The 15,246-nt window shown below is 69.8% G+C and carries 16 protein-coding genes; 9 read left to right on the plus strand and 7 right to left on the minus strand.

Features of this window, described 5'->3' with window-relative positions:
• Positions 1 to 301: 301 nt before the first annotated feature.
• On the plus strand, positions 302 to 1,201 hold the full coding sequence (locus ABZO31_RS33720; protein WP_406865160.1) for an NAD-dependent protein deacetylase: 900 nt from the start codon (positions 302 to 304) through the stop codon (positions 1,199 to 1,201).
• Positions 1,202 to 1,235: 34 nt separating this feature from the next.
• On the opposite strand, the gene ABZO31_RS33725 is transcribed toward ABZO31_RS33720, so the two are convergent.
• A complete protein-coding gene (locus tag ABZO31_RS33725) occupies positions 1,236 to 2,372 on the minus strand; it encodes a LuxR C-terminal-related transcriptional regulator (RefSeq protein ID WP_406865161.1) in 1,137 nt (378 codons plus the stop codon).
• A 165-nt stretch (positions 2,373 to 2,537) separates the two neighbouring features.
• On the opposite strand from ABZO31_RS33725, the gene ABZO31_RS33730 reads away from it, so the two are divergent.
• The 5 genes from ABZO31_RS33730 (at position 2,538) to ABZO31_RS33750 (ending at position 6,835) form a co-directional block, all read left to right on the plus strand.
• Positions 2,538 to 4,028: an FAD/NAD(P)-binding protein gene (locus ABZO31_RS33730; RefSeq protein ID WP_406865162.1), complete on the plus strand. Its 1,491-nt coding sequence runs from the start codon at positions 2,538 to 2,540 to the stop codon at positions 4,026 to 4,028.
• Positions 4,029 to 4,334: 306 nt separating this feature from the next.
• Positions 4,335 to 4,541 carry a hypothetical protein gene (locus ABZO31_RS33735; RefSeq protein WP_406865164.1) on the plus strand — a complete coding sequence of 69 codons (207 nt, stop codon included), beginning with the start codon at positions 4,335 to 4,337 and terminating at the stop codon, positions 4,539 to 4,541.
• A gap of 48 nt (positions 4,542 to 4,589) precedes the next feature.
• On the plus strand, positions 4,590 to 5,636 hold the full coding sequence (locus tag ABZO31_RS33740; RefSeq protein WP_406865165.1) for a radical SAM protein: 1,047 nt from the start codon (positions 4,590 to 4,592) through the stop codon (positions 5,634 to 5,636).
• A 163-nt stretch (positions 5,637 to 5,799) separates the two neighbouring features.
• The gene (locus tag ABZO31_RS33745) at positions 5,800 to 6,177 is read left to right on the plus strand and encodes a DUF1304 domain-containing protein (RefSeq protein ID WP_406865167.1); all 378 of its coding nucleotides are present in this window, start codon (positions 5,800 to 5,802) and stop codon (positions 6,175 to 6,177) included.
• 289 nt (positions 6,178 to 6,466) lie between these two features.
• Positions 6,467 to 6,835 (plus strand): VOC family protein, encoded by a 369-nt coding sequence (locus ABZO31_RS33750; protein WP_406865169.1) that lies wholly within the window; start codon positions 6,467 to 6,469, stop codon positions 6,833 to 6,835.
• Positions 6,836 to 6,959: 124 nt separating this feature from the next.
• Here the strand turns inward: ABZO31_RS33750 and ABZO31_RS33755 are convergent, their stop codons facing one another.
• Genes ABZO31_RS33755 through ABZO31_RS33765 form a run of 3 tightly spaced genes read right to left on the minus strand, consistent with a single transcriptional unit; the run spans position 6,960 to position 8,883 of the window.
• Positions 6,960 to 7,757, minus strand: coding sequence for a hypothetical protein (locus tag ABZO31_RS33755; RefSeq protein ID WP_406865171.1), 798 nt, complete (start codon positions 7,755 to 7,757; stop codon positions 6,960 to 6,962).
• Positions 7,754 to 8,656, minus strand: coding sequence for a sigma-70 family RNA polymerase sigma factor (locus ABZO31_RS33760; protein WP_406865173.1), 903 nt, complete (start codon positions 8,654 to 8,656; stop codon positions 7,754 to 7,756). The genes ABZO31_RS33755 and ABZO31_RS33760 overlap by 4 nt, the downstream gene beginning before the upstream one ends.
• Positions 8,653 to 8,883, minus strand: coding sequence for a hypothetical protein (locus ABZO31_RS33765; protein ID WP_406865175.1), 231 nt, complete (start codon positions 8,881 to 8,883; stop codon positions 8,653 to 8,655). Before ABZO31_RS33765 ends, ABZO31_RS33760 begins: the two co-directional genes overlap by 4 nt.
• Positions 8,884 to 9,888: 1,005 nt before the next feature.
• Here ABZO31_RS33765 and ABZO31_RS33770 point away from each other — a divergent pair.
• Complete coding sequence (locus tag ABZO31_RS33770; RefSeq protein ID WP_406865176.1) at positions 9,889 to 10,488, plus strand: hypothetical protein; 600 nt, start codon at positions 9,889 to 9,891, stop codon at positions 10,486 to 10,488.
• Positions 10,489 to 10,903: 415 nt separating this feature from the next.
• Here ABZO31_RS33770 and ABZO31_RS33775 read toward each other — a convergent pair whose 3' ends face one another.
• The 3 genes from ABZO31_RS33775 to ABZO31_RS33785 form a co-directional block, all read right to left on the minus strand.
• Entirely contained in the window at positions 10,904 to 11,170 is a 267-nt protein-coding gene (locus tag ABZO31_RS33775) for a hypothetical protein (protein ID WP_406865177.1), read from the minus strand.
• Positions 11,171 to 11,447: 277 nt separating this feature from the next.
• The gene (locus ABZO31_RS33780; RefSeq protein ID WP_406865178.1) at positions 11,448 to 11,981 is read right to left on the minus strand and encodes a DinB family protein; all 534 of its coding nucleotides are present in this window, start codon (positions 11,979 to 11,981) and stop codon (positions 11,448 to 11,450) included.
• A gap of 251 nt (positions 11,982 to 12,232) precedes the next feature.
• On the minus strand, positions 12,233 to 12,946 hold the full coding sequence (locus ABZO31_RS33785) for a TetR/AcrR family transcriptional regulator (RefSeq protein WP_406865179.1): 714 nt from the start codon (positions 12,944 to 12,946) through the stop codon (positions 12,233 to 12,235).
• A 119-nt stretch (positions 12,947 to 13,065) separates the two neighbouring features.
• Here ABZO31_RS33785 and ABZO31_RS33790 point away from each other — a divergent pair, with 119 nt between their 5' ends.
• Both ABZO31_RS33790 and ABZO31_RS33795 read left to right on the plus strand, forming a co-directional pair.
• A complete protein-coding gene (locus ABZO31_RS33790; RefSeq protein WP_406865180.1) occupies positions 13,066 to 14,289 on the plus strand; it encodes a saccharopine dehydrogenase family protein in 1,224 nt (407 codons plus the stop codon).
• A gap of 383 nt (positions 14,290 to 14,672) precedes the next feature.
• A complete protein-coding gene (locus ABZO31_RS33795; protein WP_406865181.1) occupies positions 14,673 to 15,218 on the plus strand; it encodes a GNAT family N-acetyltransferase in 546 nt (181 codons plus the stop codon).
• Positions 15,219 to 15,246 lie beyond the last annotated feature (28 nt).

Consider the following 15,246-nt stretch of genomic DNA (forward strand, 5'->3'; position numbering starts at 1 on the left):
ATGCCACGGAAGTGAGACTGGCCGGCCATGCCATCGGCATGAGACAGCGGCCGAGCTCCTGGTCATCGACTAGGGCCTGTGTCACGAGCTTCGAGAACCTACAAGAGGTTCTGCGAGGCAGACGCCCGCGACGGGCTCGCCGCCCTTGGGCGCGGCGTCGGACCGTCGCGGAAGCCCGTCGGCGAGGGGCAGCCCGCCGGCGGCACGATACCGTGACCAGCCACATGACGCTGGGTGATCGCCCTGCGGCTGATGGTGTCGGCCTGGGGGGTCCAGGATCCTGCTTTCGTACCCTGGCGTCATGCGCATGCGTCCGACCTTGAGCTGGACCCCACCGCCCGACCTGCCGCCGGGCACCACCGACCTGGGACCAGCGGCCGCCCTGCTGCGCGCCGGTGGTGTCGTGGTGCTCAGCGGGGCGGGCATCTCCACGGAGTCCGGGATCCCCGACTACCGGGGTGAGGGCGGCAGCCTGAGCCGGCACACCCCGATGGCGTACCAGGAGTTCGTCGGCAGCGCCGGGGCCCGCCGCCGGTACTGGGCCCGCTCCCACCTCGGCTGGCGCACCTTCTCCCGTGCCCGTCCGAACACCGGCCACCGGGCCGTCGCCGCGTTCGAGAGGCACGGGCTGCTCGCCGGAGTGATCACTCAGAACGTCGACAACCTGCACCAGGCCGCCGGCAGCACCGAGGTCGTCGAACTCCACGGGAGCCTGGGCCGCGTCGTCTGCCTCACCTGCGGAGCCTCCACCTCACGCCGCGAACTCGCGCAACGCCTGGAACACGCCAACCAGGGCTTCGCCCCTGTCGCCGCCGCGATCAACCCCGACGGCGACGCCGATCTCACCGACGACCAGGCAGCCGACTTCCACGTCCTGCCCTGCACGGTATGCGGCGGCATCCTCAAACCCGATGTGGTCTTCTTCGGCGAGGCCGTACCGCCGACACGCGTCGAGCACTGCCGCGCGCTCGTCCGGGAGGCGTCCGCACTGCTTGTCCTCGGATCCTCGTTGACGGTGATGTCCGGGCTCCGCTTCGTCCGTCAGGCCGCCGAGGCCGGCACACCCGTCCTGATCATCAACCGGGACCCCACCCGAGGCGACAAGTACGCCCGGACGCGCATCGCCCTCCCTCTCGGCTCCGCCCTCGAGGCCGTCGCCCGGCATCTGGGTGTCGCTGTCGAGAACCGAACCACGACCTGAGCCGCCCGGCAGCACGGCGGCTCCCGCCGGCATGTCACCCGCGGGGGATCCGCGCGCGGGCGGGGGGCCGGCCGGGGCGCGGCAGGGGTGTGGGGTCGGGCAGGGCGGGCCAGTAGTGGTCGGTGAACAGGCGGGCGACCAGTTCGCCCCGGCTGGACACACCTGCCTTGGCGAACACGGTCTTGAGGTGGTCGCGCACGGTGTGCGGTGAGATGACCAGGGTGGCGGCGATGTCGGTGGTGGTCATGCCGCGGGCGAGGAGTTGGGTGATCTGCAGTTCGCGTGGCGTGAGGGCGTAGGCGTCGGCGATGAGGACCGCGAGGTCGGCGGGTGTCGCCGGTTCGATGACGAGGGCGACCGGTCCGGCTGTGCCGGCCGGGCCGTTGAGGCAGGAGGCGTGGCAGACCAGCCAGCGGCCTTCGGCGGTCCGGATGCGTACCCGGGCGTTGCCGTGGTCGCGGCCGTCGGCGACGGCCCGGGCCTGGAGGACCACGCCGATCACCCAGATGGGCAGCTCTACTCCCAGAGGCGAGGGGGACGCGGGGCCCTCGGGCAGCAGCGCCAGGTGATGCCGTGCCTCGTCGTTGATCGACGTGGCCCGGCCGGTCTCGTCGAAGAGGATCAGCCCGGGCGCGGGTGCCTCGGTGCGCGGCGTGGACCGGGGCGGGCGGACCAGGCCGCGTAACCGTCCGGCCAGCGGACGGGAGAGGTCGGCAAGGAGTGCGACCTCGTCGGGGCGGAACGCGGTAGTGGTGCGGAACAGGCTGACCAGGCCCCATGGCCGGCCGTCGATCCGCAGTACGGCGCGGAGTTCGTCGTACACGCCCTGATCGCGCAGGAGGCGCCGGAAGCGAGTGCTGCGGGCGGGCAGGTCGCCGGTGGCCGCGCGCAGCCCGGCAGCCGGTACGGTCGCCCGGGCCAGCTCGTGGAACGGCAGGACGTTCTCCTCCAGGAGCTCGCTCTCCCAGTACGCGGCGCAACTCTCCCCGGTGCCGAGGTCCTCCACCAGCATCGGCGCCGTGATCAGGCCGGTCTCCGGGTCGGCTGCCGTCCACACCGCCGAGTGGAACGGCACCACCCGCCGCAGCCTCGCCGAGGCGCGACTGAACAACTCCAGTGCGTCAGCGGCCCGTTCGGCGGCGGTGAGTACCGGGCGGTGTGGGTCGGTCACAGACGTCCTCCTTCGTGCGTGATCAGCCTGTCCGTTGGACCGCGTGGCGACAACCCCTCACGTGAGGGGGACGATCCCGCCCGATCGCCCGTGAGCGGGGGATATGTCACTCCCGCGCGGTCGCCGAAGGTCGTTGTCACGCGCCACTACGGAGAAGGGGAACGCATGGACATCGCGATCATCGGGGGCGGTGCAGCGGCGGTCGGTCTGCTCGACGCGCTGGCCACCGCCGGCGGGACGGATATGGGCGGGACGGGCACGATCACGGTCTTCGAGCCGTCGCCGCGGTTGTGGCGGGGGCGGGCGTACGGCCCGGATCTCGACTCGGTGCTGGTGAACGCGCCACCCGCCATCATGTCGATCCGCAACGGCGACTTCGACCACTACGCGGCCTGGCTGGGGGAGCGGGGCGCCGACCACACGGACGAGCTCCTCGGCCAGCCGCTGGTCCCGCGGGCCCTGTACGGCGAATATCTCGTGCAGTGCGCCGAGAAGGCCGTGGCGGCGCTCGGCGAACAGGGCTGGCGGGTACGTGTCGTGACAGCACGTGTCACGGAGGTCGTGCGTTCCGGGCCCGGTCTCGTACTGCGCACGCGCGACGCACACGACGACGCACACGACGACGCACACCAGGGCACCCACGAGCACGAGGCCACCCACGTCGTGCTCTGCGTGGGCGGGGGTACACCCCCGGACCTGTACTCCCTCACCGGCCGTCCCGGCTACACGGCCGACCCGTACCCGCTGGCCGACACGCTCGCCAGCGTTCCGCCCGGAGGCGACGTCGCGGTCATCGGCAGTGGTCTGACCGCCGTGGACGTCGTCGTCTCGCTCGCCGCGCGCGGGCACACCGGGGGGATCGCGCTGCTGTCGCGCAGCGGTGTGCTGCCGCACGTCTGGCAGCGCCCGATCGCCCGACCCCCGCAGCAGGTGACCGTAGATCGAGTGGCGCGGCTGCACAAGGATCGAGGCACCGTCGCTCTGGACGACCTCATCAGCCTGCTGCGCGCGGAACTCGTCGAAGCGGGCGAGGACTTCGACGCGTTCGCGAGGGAACTGCTTGCCACCGACACAGACGACCCGGTCGCAAGGCTCCGGCGGCAGCTGGCCGTCGTCGCGGATCCCCGGATCGGTCGCCGTGTGCTGCAGGAGACGGTGCACACCGTCGGCCCGTACGCGTGGCGGCTGCTGTCGGAGTCCGACCGCGCGAGGCTGGGACGTCACCTGCGCACAGCCGTCAGCGTGGCCTCGCCCATGATCCCGCGCAATGCGACCGTCCTGATGCGCCTGCTGGACACCGGCCGGCTCACTCTCGTTCCGGGCGTGCGCGCGATCGAGCCGTCAAAGGGGCGCTTCCGGATATGGCACGACGGCGGCGACCGCAGCGCGGAGTTCGTCGTCAACGGGGTGAACCCGCCGCCGCACGCGGTCCCGGGGGCGGCCCGTGACCTGCTCAGCTCCCTGACGGCCACCGGCCTGTCCGCCCACCACCCGTCCGGCGGCCTGACCCCCTTGGACCCGCGCGTGCACGTGGTCGGAGACCTGTCGGCCGGCGGCCCGGCGATCACCGCCAGCATCCCCGGCCTGGCCGCGCAGGCCGCCGCCACTGCCCAGGCGCTCCTTCGGACGTCGCTTCATGCAGCGAGTCTCCGATAGCGGGTGAGGGCGCGGGCGCTGCTGATGAGGCGGGGGAGTGGCCGGCTTTGCGCTCGTCGCGGCGGCGGTGGTGGTGGGGTCAGTCGGCGAGCTGGGCATGGTGCCTGATGGTCCACCTGCGACGGCCCAGCCGCTGCGGGGAACCTGCGTCAGCCGCGACGTGTCAGGTTCGGGCGGCGCAGAGCCGGGCCGCCGGCCACACAGGCTGTCCCTCCTCCGTTCGGCTGCGCGAAGTGGCGGCGGCGCGCCGGCGGCCCGAGATTGGAGTGCGTTCCCTGCATTCCCCCCTGGCCACGAGGAGCTTCCATGGCCCCGAAGAACTCTCCCAAGGTGTCCGCCGACGTCGAGCTGGACGACGCCGGCCGCATCGTCCTCAACGCGCCGGAGCTGTCGGCGAAGCTGAGGGCCGGTGAGGCCGCCGAATTCCGCGAGGCGAGCGGACTGGTCATCAACATCAATTGCGTCGCCGGCTGCGGAGGCGGCCTCGGCGGAGGCGGCGGCCCCATCATGTGAGCGCGGGCGCACGCAATCCTCCGTCCGTTCCCAGCCCTGGATGTGTTCATGGACCAGACCGCCGACGCTCCCGTCCGTGACGAGGCGGCGTTCGAGGACGAGCTCCTCGCCGCGCTCACGGACGAGGCACTCCACCTGATCATCCTCCCGACGGAGCAGTGCAACTTCCGCTGCACGTACTGCTACGAGGACTTCTCCGTCGGGCGGATGGGGCCTGAGACCGTCCAGGGAGTCAAGCGGCTGCTCGACCGCAGAATCGACGGCCTGCGGCAGCTGAATGTGTCCTGGTTCGGGGGCGAACCCCTCCTTGCGCGGTCGGTGGTGGAGGAGGTCTCCTCGCATGTCGTCGAGTCGCTCCACCGCCGCCCAGAGCTCCGCTTCCAGGGCGACATGACGACGAACGGCTACCTCCTCGACGTCCCGACGGCCGAGCGGCTCACGGAACTCGCCGTCACCTCGTACCAGATCTCCCTGGACGGCCCGCAGGCCCTCCACGACACAACACGCGTCCGAGCCGACGGGAAGGACTCGTTCCGGCGGATCTGGGGGAATCTGCTGGCGCTCAGGAACAGCGCCCTGCCCCTTCGGGTGCTTCTGCGTATTCATCTGACGCCGGGAAACGCGCCCTTCATGGCCGGCTTCCTCGCGGAAGTCCGGGACACGTTCCTGGACGATCCCAGATTCTCGGTGGGCCTCAAGCCGATCGAACGTCTCGGGGGCGCGAACGACGCGTCCATGGAGATCCTCCCCGGCTCGGCCCGGAACGAGATCCAGGCAGAACTCGAAGCGGTCCTGAGGACGTCGTCCACGCTCCAGTCCTCCTCCTCCGGCACGGAGGCCTGCTACGCGGCCAGGGCGAACTCCTTGGTGATCCGAGCCACTGGGGACGTGGGAAAGTGCACCGTCGCACTCTCGGACCCGTCCAACTCCATTGGACGGCTCACGCCTGACGGCACCCTCAGCATCGACAACGAACGCCTGCGCCCCTGGCTGCGTGGCTGGAAAAGCCGAGACCGGTCGGCGGTCAACTGCCCCTATGCCGACATGCCGCGCCAGCCGAAGCTGCTCCAGATCAGCCCTGGACGGACCCGGTAGTCGCCCCGAGTCGTCCCGGGGGCGGGGCGTGCACGGCGGGCTGCGTCTGCACCCGGACGGGGGTGCACCCGGACCGGGCGGCACCACTCTGCCGGTCCTCGGACGGGTGAACGGCGGCGTGGGACGACTTCCCGGACTCCCCGGCCCGTAGCACCATGCGGACATGCACATCGTCAGTCAGGTGTTCGCGCTGGTCGCTGCCGCCGTTCACATCTTCGTATGGCCGTTGGAGAGTTTCCTCTACAGCCGGCGGGCGTGGGTCCGGGAGTTTCTCACCGGGAGCACGGCGGACGCCCCGGAGGTCCGTCTGTGGCGGTTCAACGTCGGGTTCTACAACCTCTTCCTGGCCGGCGGCATGATCGCCGGGTTCGTGGCGCTCCATCTGGGACACGAGACCGTGGCCCGGTCACTGATCCTCTACGTCGCCGCCTTCATGACCGGCGGCGGGATCATGCTCTTCGTCTCCGACCCCAAGTTGTGGCAAGGCGCGCTGAGCCAGGCGGTCCCGGGCGTCGTCATCCTCGTCACCGAACTGATCTAGAGCCTGTCTCGTGGGCTTCGCGCTGTGAGACGGATGCGCTTGAGGTGGGTGAACGGCGCGACGTGGCCGGTCTCGTGAGCCCATGGATGATCTCCGCGTGATCCAGCCTCCTCGCTCCGCCACCTTGAAGTAGCTGGTCAGCAGGGTGGCGTGACCTAGTTTCGGGGGGTTCGTGCTGGTCGTGGGCTGCGGTCTGCGTCGCAGATCGTCTGGCCGGGCGGTTTTGCCGATGAGTTCACCGTCCTGGAACGGTCTGTCCGGTGACGCGACCGTTGTCGACAGGAGTGCCATGTCCACCATCCAGCCAGTGATCCTGACGGCCGACCAGGACGTTCTGCTCTGCTTCTACACGAAGTTGTTCGGCGCCGAGGAGATCTTCCGGGTGCCGGCGGAAGGCCCGGCCTTCTACCTCGGCTTGCGCATCGGCGACACCGACCTCGGGCTGGTGGCCAAGGCGAACCCGGGGACCGGGGCGGCACCGCGGATCCTGCTCAGCATCGGTGTCGACGACGTCGACGAGACGCTCGGCCGGGTGGAGGCGCTGGGCGGCTCCGTCCGCAGTGGCCCCAACGACATGCCGTGGGGACAGCGCGTCGCCCACATCCAGGACCCCGACGGCAACCCGGTGAACCTCACCCAGCCGATCCCGGTCCGGTGACGCTGTTGCGCGGTGCTTCTGCCGGCGTGGGCACCCTCATGGTGCTCCGTGTAGCCCCCGTCCGAACCCCCGAGGTTCTGCACCCTGCAGGGTGCAGAACCTCGACCGTTGCCGGCCAGTCCGTTCAGCGAGTCGCAGCCTCGTCGATCTCCCGGGAGACCAACGCGGGATGGCCGTTTTCGCGCTGCTGCGCTGAGCGATCGCCGGGACGGTCCGGCCGATCGGCAGCCGCGTCCAGCACCGCCCGGATCTTGCGGGCGAAGGTGGGGCCCGGCAGGGGCAGCTCGCTCTCGGGCTCGCGAAGATAGCCGACTGCGACGGCGGTGGGCATGTATTCCATCAGTTCGGTGACCACAGCGGAACGCGGTCGGCTGACCTGTTGCGCCAGATTGCGCAGCACACGCACGATCGTGGAAGTGGGGGCATTGTCCTCGTGGCACAGGACGACCGGATCGTTGTCCCATTGGACCGTGGTGCACACGTGACGGGTCGGTGGCTTGTCCTCGTCGGTCTGGGTGTGCCACCACCGAGCGGTGTGTGTCTCGCCGAGGGCGAGGTGGTGCAGGTAGAGGCAGTACGCGGCGCCGGGCTGGCCGGCTCCGGCAGCGTACTGCCACCAGAACCGGGCCGCGTCGTCGGTGTCCGTCAGTTGCAGGACGCATGCCAGGACCAGGGCGCTGTGGGGTTCGGGAATCTGGTCGGTGACGAAGGCGGAGACGGCGGTGGCGGGGGTGTGGCGGACCAGGGTCTCGCACAGGACGCGCAGGTCCTCGGCAGCGGTTGTCGAGGAGGCCGGCCTCCGGCCCGGGGCGACAGGGAGCCTGCCCGCGGGCTCGGTCTCGCGAGGTGCGACGGCGTCGTGGGGTACGGCGCGGTCGTGGACGAGCAATGCCCTGGAGAGGATGTCGTCGAGCGTGGTCATGGGGTGGTTCCTCCGGTTTCGGGCAGCTCGATGGTGTCTTCCAGGAATCGTTCGGCGTGGCGCTCGTTGGACCAGACAACAGCCAGGGGGATGCCGAGGAGGTCGGAGACCTTCTCGGAGGTGAACCCGCACAGGCGCCGCAGCACCATGACGTCGAGCTGGGCGTCGGGCAGGCGGCTGATCGCCGCGAACAGCTCCAGGGTCTCGGCCAGCTGCGCCAGCTCGCCTTCGGGGGAGGCCTGTCCGCGAAGGGCGACGGTGTCGAAGGCGGCCCCGGTCAGTTGAGGCCGGTGGTCTCGGTGGTCGGCCTTGGCCTGGACGGTGGCCCGCAGGATGTCCCAGGCGTAGCGGCGGGTGTCGGGGCTGGCGAGAGCATCGCCGAAGGACAGCCACAGGATGGCGAAGGTGTCCTCGATCGCGGCGTTTCGGGTCGCCAGGTCGGGCAGGAAGGCCCCGGCGTAGCGGAGGTACCCCTCCGTGACCATCGACCTCAGCGCACCGTGCTCCAGCGGCGGTCCGGACGGGGCGATGGTGACAGTGTTCCCGGTGGACCGGTCGATCCACTCCCGGGTCTTGCCGGCATCCAGAGCCGCCTGCTTCCACAGGCGGTGCAACGGCCAGCCCGGGATGCCCAGCTCCTCGGCCAGGCGATGGATCACTTCCCAGCGCGGGTAGTGACCGATGCCGCGCAGCAGTTCGGACAGCTTGGACTTGGCCAGCGGGATCCCGCGGCTCAGGTCGCTGAGAGTGCGTCCGCTGGTGAGATAGCGCTCGCGAGTCGGATCCAGCCAGGCCCGGTGGGCGCTGCCGACCGTGGCCGCGATGGGGCCCAGCTTGCGACCGGGGCGGAGAGGGACCGAATCGCGGTCTGGTCCCGGTGCGGTGAACGACGTCGTCACGGGGCGTCGTCCTCCTTGTCGGGAACCGTCTCGACGCGGTGCCCGAAGACCGGCGCCGTCTGCGAGCGGGCGCCGTGCAGGACCTGGGTCACCGTCAGGCCCAGGACCGGGGCCGCCACGGCGATCAGGGCCGCGTGACCCATCACCGCCATCACCACGCTCCAGCCGAACACCACCAACGTCACCAGCGCCAGCGCCGTTGCTGCCGCCATCCGTTTCCTGTTCATCACCATTCCTAGGTGTCGTGCCGCAGCCATCCGGAAGGCCACGCCGAGAAGGCCCCTTCAACAGGCGGGTGCCGATCCGCAGTTGAGGGAGCATCAGCATGGACCGGCACGGGCCTGTCACGCGACGTGATCAAGGAATCACGGAACATTAACTGTCGTGGACGGTCAGCCGAGCGGCCGGAACGACCGTTCCCGTGCACGTAAAAGCACATCGGGTCAGCCGTGCGGGCGAAGTTCCCGGTTTTCCTTGCATTCCCACCGGGGACCCCCTCATATGGAGGCAGGACACCTCGGTGTCGCCCTTCCATCCGGAAGAGGCCCGGCCCCCGTGCCGAAGAAGGGGGACGTGCCAGCCCGTTCCTGCCTGGCCTGAGGTAGAGGCCAGGCAGGAACGGGGCACCCCCTCACCGGGGAAGACGACCGTAGCGCAGAGCACCGACAACGCCCCCGACCCCCGCCTCCGGCCTGGAAGCCGTTGACGCGGGTGTTGACGCGGGCGTGGCCAGACCCGGGAGGGGCCGTGCCGCGGCCGCCTGTGCGGCTGATCCATGTGGTGGTCCGTTGACCCACCGCCGGCCGCAGGCGGTCTGGAAGCGTCTGCGGCGCGACGACATTCCGTAGCTCTGATCTCCGCAGTGGCTCGGACACCTCCACACGGCCCTTGGAGCCCCGGACGGACCGTGTCGGCGGCACGGCTGGAATAGGGCTTGAGCCGAGACGGAGGATGTGTGGCCGGCCGTTCAGGGACCCGGTGCCGGAGGGGAGTCGGAGAACGGTATTGGGCACCGCTACTGTTCGGTGCGGATCATCCTGCTCGACTTGTTACCGAGGGCTTCTCTCATGTTCAAGCGCCATGTCTCTGTCCTGGTGGCGGCCGCCGGCTGCCTTGTGCTCTCCGCCTGCTCCGGCGGTCCGGCACCCGTGACTGCCGGCCACGCACCTGCAAGGACGCAAGATGCCCCCTCGAGGCAGCAGACGGATCCGGCACCGTCCCCTTCCGTTGCCTTGCCGAAGCGCGGGGCGGTCGGCGAAATACCGGACAACGCGCGTCTGCGGGAGCTCGTGCTGCAGCCGGGCGAGGCCGCCGGGGTCCCAGACCCCCAGAGCGGGATCCGGGACCTGCTCCCGTCCGAGCGGAGGCCCCTGACGCAGGCTGAAGCGTCGGCCGCGTGCCCCACCATGTGGGCGCTGCTCAACCAGAGGGGCGCCCAGGCCGCCATCGCCCAGACCCTCGACTCCGGCGCACCCGGGAGCCCGCGGTTGACCCTCCTTTCGTCCTATTCGGCGTCGGGGGCCGCGACGACCTTCGCCAGGCTGCGCTCGGCTGTCGCCGGCTGCTCCTACGATGGCTCTGAAGGCCGCAAGGCGACGGTGCGGTACGAGGACCTCGACAGAGCGGGGTTCCCCGAGGACACGATCCACATCCGGATGACCTTCGTCGAAGAAGGCTCCGACAAGCCCGCCGACGTCCTCGATCGCATCGTGGCCCGGGTCGGTGTGTGTGTCGTCGACATGGTGGCAATGGGGTCGGAGCCGTACCCGCGCGTCTCCGAGGATCCCGTCCTCCGGCAGATTGAGCGACTTCGGGCCGCGCAGGGGCTGTGAGACCGACCAGATCGTCTGTGCGTCGCCGGTCATGCCCGAAGCACACGTACACGCAGGAGGGGGAATCCGGCTCGGCCGAACATCTGGCGTTCGAGCATCTCGATCCGGTTGACGTGGTCTTCGACGACTCCTGAGTTCCGGAGCAGGGTGAGGCCGGTCCCCCGGGGCGGCGGCGTCGGCGAAGAGTTCGACGGTGCGGGAGGTCATGCGGAGTTGGCGGCCGAATGCCCTCCGGCCGAGCCCGGCTGCCAGGAATTCGTGAACGGTCGTGTGCCTTGTCGCGGGTGCGGTCGGCTAAGCGGTGTGCCCGGACTTCAGTGACCGAGCATCGTGGCCTGCGCCGCCGATATCGCCGGTTGAATCATTCGGAAATCAGGTGGCGCCCGGTGGCACCCCGCGGCGCCCGGTCAGTGGTTCAGTCGTCGAACACGTTCAGGGGCTTGGTGGATGCCCACCGGAACTGCTCGTCGTCGTGGCGAGACTCCAGCAAGCCGGCTTCCACGAGCGCCAGGAGGGTGGCGTGGAAAGCTCGCCCGGCCGGGTTGTCCTCCCAGAAGATCCTCTTGCTCTTCGAGAAGGGGACGTCGGCCGTGAGCGCTCCGAGGCTCAATCCCAGCTCATATGCGGCCTGGTCCCAGTCGACCCAGTCCTTCATCGCTTCCGAAAAGGCCATTTCACTCACTCACCCATCAATTTGATTTCGGTTCAATTCGAGTCCAGAGGCCGCTCGCCGGGCCGTGAGTGACTCCCGGCCCATCGACACTGATCATGGAACAGGGCCGCGTGGTGACTCCCGAAGCCCTGGACGAACGAATCCCGTTCTCGCCTTCGAAGCCATTGGTATCGAAGAAGTTCTGGCAGCTCACCGATGTCGGTTGCCTGGCTGCTCCCGCCCCGCTGTGTTCACCGGAGGCGTGCCCGACGGCTCGCTCGATGGGCCTGGGGCCGAGACCGAGCAGCTATGCCTCGGACCGAGCAGCGCGCAGGAGCCGCAGCTGGCCGATCTCGGCTGCGTTCTTCATCAGTTCGGCGTTGACCCAAGCTGCCATGTCGGCCACGGTGCGCGCGGGATCGTCCTGCCACGGAAACCGAGCGGTGGCTTCAAGATCCGTGTCTGTGAAGCCACCCAGCACAGCCAGCCACTCGCCCCGCAGCTCCCGCAGCCACGTGACGACGCTGTGAGCGTCACCGCTCCACGTCACGTCGGGCCGAGGCCGTGGAACGCGGCCGTTGGCGTGCTCGACCGCGGCGTCCCACCACCACCCGATGTGCCAGCTGAGCCAACCGATGGTCGGAACCGGCACGGGATCAGGCTCCGTCTCCGCCCAGTCCGGGACCCAGGTGCCGTCAGGTGCTTGACGCACGGTCCAGCACCGCGTGGCCGGTGGCTCCCACAGGAAGTCGTCAGGCTGCAGACGCTCAAGGTGGTACTCGAAGAGGGACCAGGTCAGGTCGAACTGTCGGCGCAGCAGGTCACGACGCTCAGAACTCATCACGTGACCCTGTCACATCATTTCGGACTGCCAAACCCAATTAGTAGTGCTTCCTCTCGGCAACCTGCAGATCGTGGTGCGCGGGCGATCGAGAACGTGGCGTTCGTCGACTCCGCCGGCACCGCCCCCTGCACGTCGATGCCGGCGGCTACCACCTGTCCGCCCGCGAACATCCCGCAGCCCCGCCCCGCATCGCCCACAGCCACCGCGGCAGATCCACCGACGGCCAGGACACACGCCGAAGGACCGATCTACCGGCCGTTCGAACCGTCGGCCAGACGCGCCTGCGCCCGGTCCAGGAGCGTGTCCAGCACGGCCGGATAGGCGCTGCGGTTCATCTGGTCCGCCAGCAGGTGCGCGGTGGCTGCGATATGCGGATGGGTCTGTGCCGGCAGTCGGGCGTACGTCGAGGTCCACATGTCCTCGTCGGCCTCCCTGACCTCGTCCTTGACGGCGAGTGCGCCCGCGTCCAACGCGGCGAAGGCAAGTGCCAGGTCGATGAAGGCGTGATACACGCCGACGGCGTCCGCGTCTGCGAAGCCCGCCCCACGAAGGATGCCGAGGATGGTCTCGTCGACGTCGATCTCGCGCGGCCGTCCGGTGACGCGGCTGGCCGTGAGCAGGGCTGCGTGGGGGTGGGCGAGGTAGGAGGCGTGGATGGCCAAGCCCAGGGCGCGCAGGTCGGCGCGCCACCTCCCGGTGGGCTTCCAGCTGTCCAGGGCCCGTCCCATCAGCTCCTCGCCGATGGCCCGGGTCAGGCCGTCCAGACCGGCGAAGTAGCGGTACAAAGTGCTCGGGTCGGCGCCGAGGGCAGTGCCCAGGCGGCGGGCGGTCAGGCCGGCACTGCCGTGCTCGTGGAGCATCCGCAGGGCCGTCTGCACGATCAGTTGCTCCGAGAGCACGGTGCCCTGCCGGGTCGGCCGCCGCCTGCGTCGTGCAGCCTCCGGAACCACCTTCTTCGGCATCGCGCCCGCCGCCTTCCCGCTCCTTATGCCAACGATGTAGACCTTAACGGACGGCTTCGTGTTGCATCGAGCCACTCCCGGCGTTCGCCGGGGGACCGTCTCGACGAAGAGGTGTGGACATGCGCGTACTTCTCGTAGGTGCGGGCGGCGTCGGAACCGCCGTCACCCGTATCGCTGCCCGGCGTGGGTTCCTGACCCACATGGTCGTCGCCGACTACGACCTCGCCCGGGCCCGGGCGGTCGTGGCCGCGCTCGACGACCCGGGGAACCGTTTCAGCGCGTGCCGCCTGGACGCCTCCGACGAGGAAGCAGTACGCCGCGTCCTCGTCGCGGAGGGCTGCGACATGCTGCTCAACGCGACCGACCCCCGCTTCGTGATGCCGCTGTTCAACGCCGCGCTCGCCGCGGGCTCGCACTACCTGGACATGGCGATGTCGCTGTCGGTGCCGCACGCGACCGCCCCCTACGAGCAGTGCGGGGTGAAGCTCGGCGACGAGCAGTTCGCGCGGGCCGCGGAGTGGGAGCGATCCGGCCGCCTCGCGCTGGTCGGGATGGGGGTGGAGCCGGGTCTGTCGGACGTCTTCGCCCGGTACGCGGCCGACGAGCTCTTCGACGAGATCGAGGAGCTCGGCGTCCGCGACGGCGCGAACCTCACCGTCGAGGGCCACGGCTTCGCGCCGTCCTTCAGCATCTGGACCACGATCGAGGAGTGTCTCAACCCGCCGGTGGTCTTCGAGAAGGGCCGGGGCTGGTTCACCACGGAGCCGTTCAGCGAGCCGGAGGTCTTCGACTTCCCCGAGGGAATCGGCCCGGTGGAGTGCGTGAACGTCGAGCACGAGGAGGTGCTGCTGATGCCCCGCTGGGTGGACGCGCGCCGCGTCACGTTCAAGTACGGGCTCGGTGACGACTTCATCGCCAAGCTCAAGACCCTCCACGCGCTGGGCCTCGACTCCACGACGAAGGTCTCCGTCCCCGGTGCGGACGGGCCGGTCGAGGTCTCCCCGCGTGACGTGGTGGCCGCGTGTCTGCCCGACCCGGCGACGCTCGGCGAGCGGATGAAGGGCAAGACCTGCGCGGGCACGTGGGTGCAGGGGACCAAGGACGGTGCCGCGCGTGAGGTGTACCTGTACCACGTCGTCGACAACGAGTGGTCGATGCGCGAGTACGGCTCTCAGGCCGTGGTCTGGCAGACGGCCGTCAACCCCGTGGTCGCCCTCGAACTGATCGCGAGCGGTACGTGGAAGGGCATCGGCGTCCTCGGGCCCGAGGCGTTCCCCCCTCGGCCGTTTCTCGACCTGCTCGTCGAGTACGGGGCTCCGTGGGGGCTGCGCGAGGAGCGCTGAACCCGCTGTCAGCAGCGAAACGCCCGCACGAGCCGATCGGCTTCCGGCCGGGCGATGACCCGTTCGACTGCACGAGAACGAGCAGTCCCTCCACGGCGCTCTCGCCCCTGGTGCAGACGCGCTGTGGGCGAGAGGCCGGGCCGGTGAAGGTACCCGAGGCGCGGTGGGTATCGCTGCGAACACCCCGCAGACCGCCCCCCCGACGAGGGCCGAGTAGGCGGCTGAACAGGCGCGCCGCCTGGAAGCTGGTCGCCGCCCTCAAGCCCGGCCCTCGTGCGTACCACCCCAACGACTTGAGCCCACTGCTGCGTTGGCCGGTTGTCCAGGGCCGTCAGCAGCCCGGTTAAGCTGCCTCGTCCTACAGACCAGGGAGGATCCGGACCATGAGCAGCACCACATTGCCCCTTCCCGAGCGGATCGAGCTCAGCGGCGAAGGTCTCGTCCTGCGTGACTGGACAGAAGCAGACCTGGCCGCGATGCCGAGTCTGTTCGACCATCCCGACATCGCGTACTGGACGCCGATCGTCTCACCCTTCGACGAGGCGGCCGCGCGCGCACGGCTCGCCCGGGCCCGGCAGTTGCGGGCCGAGGGTACGACCATTCTGCTCGCCATCACCAGTGACGGCGCCTCGCCGCTCGGCGAGGTGATGCTGCGGCACACGCACGAAGGTACAGAGATCGGCTATGCGGTCGGCCCGGCGCACCGCGGCCAGGGGCTGGCTGCCCGGGCGGTACGGGTGATGGCTGCGTACGCCTTCGATCAACTGGGCGCGGAACAAGTGATCCTGGAGCTGGAGGCCGAGAACGTCGCCAGCGTTGCCGTGGCCACGAAGGCGGGATTCCGCCTGCTCGACGTGCCCCTGATCGAAGGGGAGGAGAAGGGACGGCCCTTTGCACTTCAGACGTGGGGCCTGCAGCGGGCATCGTGACACGGTCCACGACGATTGTCCGCCGCTG

Origin of the sequence: Streptomyces solicamelliae, from assembly GCF_045348655.1 — a bacterium.
GTDB classification, from domain to species: domain Bacteria; phylum Actinomycetota; class Actinomycetes; order Streptomycetales; family Streptomycetaceae; genus Streptomyces; species Streptomyces solicamelliae.